The organism is Humibacter sp. (genome assembly GCF_051954055.1).
Lineage (GTDB): Bacteria > Actinomycetota > Actinomycetes > Actinomycetales > Microbacteriaceae > Humibacter.
This window is the reverse complement of sequence record NZ_JBQCIE010000131.1, coordinates 1-5,050: the sequence shown is the minus strand read 5'-3', so window position 1 is coordinate 5,050 and position 5,050 is coordinate 1. Positions and strand designations below refer to the sequence as shown.

Below are 5,050 nucleotides of genomic sequence, written 5' to 3'. Positions count from 1 at the left end.
GTCGGATGCCTGCCGTCCCGCCGCCTGCGCCTCCGCGGTCACCTTCGCGCGGTACGCCCGCACCGCGGCGACGTTCAGCGGGGCGAGCGCCAGCTGCACGTCGGAGTTCGCGCCTGCGTAGCCCAGCCCGCGGCCGGAGCCACCGGGGGAGACGATCGTCGGGTCGCCGTTCGTGGTGCCGTACGCATCCGGATTGTTCGCGAACCGACCGCCGAGACGGCGGTCGGCGCTGGCGTCGCGGCGGAGGCCAGAAATGGCCTCCGCTTTTAGCTCCAGCGCGCGGTTGAACGGGATCGCGTTGAGCGGGCCGGCGACCGTGAAGTACTCGCCTTCGTGCCGGGTGGCACGGATGCGCGTGCCGTCGGCGAAGTGGCCGGTCTCGGCATCCGCGACGTACGCGCCGTCGTCCCAGCTGTGCCACAGCTCGCGCACGGTGTCGAGCCACTCCTGGGCACGGTCGTACGCGGCGTCGTGCTCCAGCTCCTCGAGGCCGAAGTGGCGGGCGCTCTTCACGTCGGTGACGACGTTGATGCCGAAGCGTCCGTCGCTGAGGTGCTGCAGCGTCGCCGCCTGCCGTGCGGCGAGGTACGGGGGCGTCGCACCGGCGTTGATGGTGGGCACGATGCCGATGTGACTCGTCGCCTGGAAGAGGTAGGGCGCCAGCAGCAGCGGGTCGTGCTTGGGACCGCCGTACGCCGACCGCACCCGCAGGTCGAGCGTCTCCGGCGTGCCGATGGAGATGGCGTCCTCCATGATCACGAGGTCGAGACCGGCCTGCTCCAGCTCGCGGACGGAGTGCTGGTAGAGGTCGGGCTTGGTCCAGTCGTAGCCCCAGCGCCACTCGGGGCGTCCCCAGCCCTGCGGGCCGAAACCGCGCGAGAAGAACCAGCCGAAGTGCTGCCTGTGTGCCATGTGCGTTCCTTGTCTCAACCGGCGAGCGGGAGCTCCGTCAGCGCGCGGACCGCGTCGAGCGCGCGAGCGAGGTCGCGGATGAGGTCGTCGGCGTCCTCGATGCCGACGGAGAGGCGCAGCAGGCCCGGTCCGATGCCGTTCGCCAGTCGCTCGTCCTCCGTGAGCAGCGTGTGCGTTGTGGATGCCGGATGCAGCGCGAGCGACCGCACGTCACCCAGGTGCGTCATCCGGCTGAACAGTCGCAGTGCGTCGTAGAACGCCCGCGCCGCCGGCTCACCGCCGCGCAGCGTGAACGAGAACACGCTGCCCTGGCCGTCCGGCAGGTACTTGCCGGCCAGCTCGTGGTGCGGGCTGGATGCCAGCCCCGAGTAGTCGACGGATGCCACCTCCGGCTGCACCTGCAACCACGCCGCGACGGCGAGTGCGTTGCGCGAGTGCTGGGCGACCCGCAGCGACAGCGTCTCCAGCCCCTGCTGCAGCAGGAACGCGTTCAGCGGAGACAGGGTCGGTCCGAACCGCGACGCCACGACCTGCCGGGTGTACGCGGCGTAGGCCGAACGGCCGTACGCCTCGACATACGACCGCCCGCCGAGGGCGCGTTGCGGTGTGTTCAGGTGCGGGAAGGCATCCGGGCGGGCGCTCCAGTCGAAGCGACCGGCATCCACCACGACACCGCCCAGCGCCGAGCCGTGCCCGGCGAGGAACTTGCTCGCCGAGTGCACGACGATGTCGGCACCGAACTCGAACGGCCGCAGCAGGTACGGCGTGGCGAGTGTGTTGTCGACGATGAACGGGATGCCCGCCTCGCGTGCCACCGCCGCCACCGTCTCGAGGTCGAGCAGGTCGTTCTTCGGGTTCGGGATCGGCTCACCGAAGAGCGCCTTCGTCGTGGGACGGATCGCGCGGCGCCAGGCATCCGGATCGTTCGCGTTGCGCACGAAGTCGACCTCGATGCCGAGTCGTCCGAGGTTCTCGCGCAGCAGGCCGCGCGTTCCCTCGTAGATGCTGGCCGCTGAAACGACGTGGTCGCCGGCCTGCAGGATTCCGAGGAACGCGACAGCGAGCGCCGCCTGTCCGCTGCCGACGACGATCGCCTCGGCATCCGGTGCCGAGGTGGCGCCCTCGAGCACGGCGAGGCGTCGCTCGACCGCGGCGGTCGTCGGGTTGCCGGACCGCGAGTACGTGTAGCCCTCGTCGACACCGGCGAACCGGTCGCGGGCCTGCTCGAAGTCGTCGAACACGAAGCCGGCCGTGAGGTAGACGGGGGTGACGCGGGCACCGAAAGCGGTGTCGACATCCGTACCTGCGTGCACCTGGGCGCTGGCGAAACCGAGCGGCTCGTCGAGTGTTGCGGTCATCCGTCCATGCTGCGGGCGGGCGATGCGATACCACGCATCGGCCGGTAACCATGTGAAGCCGTGTTACCCGGTGTTGCGGCGTAGGCTGTGGTGCCGAACTCGCGGCGTTGCCGCAGCCGCATCGAAGGAGCTTTTCGTGCCTGAACCCATCGCCTACACCGCCCTCGAGAAGGGTGCGCCCGTCACGACGTCGGGCGGCGAGCGTCTCGGCACGGTGGAGCACGTGCTGCAGGATGCCTCGCTCGACCTCTTCGACGGCCTCGCCGTGCGCACGCACCACGGCTTGCGGTTCGTGGATGCGAACCAGGTCACCTCGATCACGACCGACGGGGTCGCGACGTCGATCGACGAGTCCGAGGTGGAAGCGCTTCCCGCACCGGAGGGCGACGCGGTGCTGGAAGCGGATCCCGAGCAGTACCAGGGCGAGGGACTCACCGCGTGGTGGGGTCGTACGTTCAAGCGGTCGCACTGGCTGCGCGAGAAGGAGTGAGCGAGCCCGCCTCGGTGGCCCGCGACCTGGACCTCTCGCGGTTCCTCGCCGCACTGGATGCCGTCGCTGCGGTGACCCCGGACGATGCCGAGTTCCTCTACGACGCCGGCACTCCGCACGGCGCGCTTCGTCGCCGGAACCTGCTGCGCTACCTCGGGCTGATGGCCGAGGCGGGCCCGCAGATCCTGCTGCTCGGTGAGGCGCCCGGGCACCGTGGAATGACCGTGAGCGGCGTTCCGTTCACGAGCGTGCGCGAGGTGCACACGCGTCCCGGCCTCATCAGCGGACGCCTCGAGGGCGACGGACTCGAGCTGCCGGAGCATCCGGATGCGCCGTGGGAGGCGTCGTCGCGCGTGGTGTGGGGCGCGCTCAAGTCGTGGCGCGGACCGCTGCCGCTGCTCTGGTCGGTGTACCCGAATCATCCGTTCGTGGCGGGCGACCGGCGCACGAACCGCGCGCCGCGTGCGCCCGAGGTGCGGGCGGGAGCGCCGGTCGGGCTGGAGCTCGCCCGGGCGTTCGGCGTGCACACGATCGCCGCGGTGGGCCGCAAGGCGCAGGGCGCGCTGGAGTCCGCGGGGATCGCGGCGCCCGCGTTGCGGCATCCGGCGCAGGGCGGGGCGGCGCTGTTCACGCGGCAGCTGGCCGAGCTCAACGAGCGGATGCTCGCCGGCACCCTCGAGACGACCCCGTTGCCCGAGCGCTCGGGGTGAGGTGATCGAGATGGAGATCGAGCCGTGCCCGTGCGGGAGCGGCGAGGCGTACGACACGTGCTGCGGATGCCTGCACCGCGGCGAGTCGGTCGCGCCGACTCCCGAGGCGCTCATGCGGTCGCGCTACTCGGCCTTCGCGCACTGTGACACGGAGTATCTGCTGACGACGTGGCATCCGTCGACGCGGCCGCCCGAGCTCGAACTGGACCCGGCCGTGGAGTGGCGGCGGTTGGACATCCTCGACGCCGACGCGGACGGAAACGCCCGTGTGGACGCGGACACCGGCCGCGACCGGGCAACCGCTGCGGATGGCGACACCGGCGAGGTGGAGTTTCGCGCGTATTGGCGCATCCTGCCCGCACCGGGGCGCGCCCGCGACGGCGGAGTGCTGCACGAACGCAGTCGCTTCGTGTGCGAGCGCGGCCGCTGGTACTACCTGGACGGCGACATCCGTTCATGACTCAGGAGCGCATCCTCGGACGGGGACAAGGAGATCCCGTCTCACGTGCAGATAATGCTGATGCTCCGCCTGGGAGCGACACTCTCTGTCAGTGAAACGGGATCTGGGCGGCGCACACCGCGGCCGGATCACTCGGCGAGGATCAGGTACAGCGCCTTGCGCAGCTCGTCGATCTTCTCGGCGGCCTGCTTGCGCTGCTCGTCGGTCGCGGCGAACCGGTACTGGTGCACGACGCCCATGAGCTTGCCAACGGCCTCGTGCAGCGCCGCGCCCGAGGCGCTCAGCCCCGGTGCGGCCTGCCAGGCCGCGTCGAGCTCCGACTCGTGCTCCGCGACGTAGGCCTTGCCGGCATCCGTCAGGGCGTAGTCGGTGCGGCGGCCGTCACCGGTCGCCTCGACGAGCTCCTCGTCGACCAGCTGCTGCAGGGTGGGGTACACCGAGCCGGGGCTCGGCTTCCACAGGCCGTCGGTCTTCTCGGCGATGGCCTTGATCAGCGCGTAGCCGTTCTTCGGCTCCTCGGCGAGCAGGCTCAGGATGGCCGCGCGGATGTCTCCGCGCGACGCACGCTTGCGTCCTCGCCCACCGAATGCGGCGAATGCCGCGGGGTCGAACCCGCGGGGATCGAACGTGGGGCCGAAGCCGCGGCGTGCGTACCCGAAGCCGCGTGGACCGAAGCCGGCGAAGCCTTCCGGGCCGCCCTGACTCTCGTGCGGGCCGCCGGCGTTCGCTTCGTGCTCGTATCCCGCCTCGCCGCGGCCGGCGCCGTGGTGGCCGTGTCCGTGCTCGGGGTCGTGGTGATGCCGGCGCGGCGCACCCCCGCAGGGATCGCCGCCGAAGGACGGGCGGCCGGGGTGGCGACGATGTTCGTCGCCGCGGAAGTAGTCGTTTATAATAGCGAATCTCCAAACGTGACTATATAATACACGTCAACGATATATCGCTAAAAACTATTACGCAATGACGGTGCAGCCCAGACGCTTGCAGAGCCTTCTTGTCCCGACCGACCGCCGAGACGGCGGTCGGCGCTGGCGTCGCGGCGGAAGCCCCAAAAAGCCACCGCACCAAAAAAACCCCCGCCCCCAACCCCCCCCGCGTAAAGCAAACCACGAACAATATGTAA

Annotated in this window: 6 protein-coding genes; 3 read left to right on the top strand and 3 right to left on the bottom strand. The window is 70.4% G+C overall.

The features are described 5' to 3' along the window. On the bottom strand, positions 1–912 hold a 912-nt coding region (locus tag ACTHNC_RS17320), incomplete at its 3' end, for an LLM class flavin-dependent oxidoreductase (protein WP_440295871.1). A gap of 14 nt (positions 913–926) precedes the next feature. Beyond that, entirely contained in the window at positions 927–2,270 is a 1,344-nt protein-coding gene (locus ACTHNC_RS17315; RefSeq protein ID WP_440295870.1) for an O-acetylhomoserine aminocarboxypropyltransferase/cysteine synthase family protein, read from the bottom strand. A gap of 136 nt (positions 2,271–2,406) precedes the next feature. On the opposite strand from ACTHNC_RS17315, the gene ACTHNC_RS17310 reads away from it, so the two are divergent. From ACTHNC_RS17310 to ACTHNC_RS17300, 3 genes are read left to right on the top strand one after another with little or no spacing between them, the layout of a single operon-like run. Further along, positions 2,407–2,760 (top strand): hypothetical protein, encoded by a 354-nt coding sequence (locus tag ACTHNC_RS17310; RefSeq protein ID WP_440295869.1) that lies wholly within the window; start codon positions 2,407–2,409, stop codon positions 2,758–2,760. Continuing rightward, on the top strand, positions 2,757–3,470 hold the full coding sequence (locus tag ACTHNC_RS17305; protein WP_440295868.1) for a uracil-DNA glycosylase: 714 nt from the start codon (positions 2,757–2,759) through the stop codon (positions 3,468–3,470). Before ACTHNC_RS17310 ends, ACTHNC_RS17305 begins: the two co-directional genes overlap by 4 nt. Before the next feature lie 10 nt (positions 3,471–3,480). Continuing rightward, the gene (locus tag ACTHNC_RS17300) at positions 3,481–3,930 is read left to right on the top strand and encodes a YchJ family protein (RefSeq protein ID WP_440295867.1); all 450 of its coding nucleotides are present in this window, start codon (positions 3,481–3,483) and stop codon (positions 3,928–3,930) included. A gap of 128 nt (positions 3,931–4,058) precedes the next feature. Here the strand turns inward: ACTHNC_RS17300 and ACTHNC_RS17295 are convergent, their stop codons facing one another. Next, positions 4,059–4,820 (bottom strand): PadR family transcriptional regulator, encoded by a 762-nt coding sequence (locus ACTHNC_RS17295; protein ID WP_440295872.1) that lies wholly within the window; start codon positions 4,818–4,820, stop codon positions 4,059–4,061. Between the last annotated feature and the right edge of the window lie 230 nt (positions 4,821–5,050).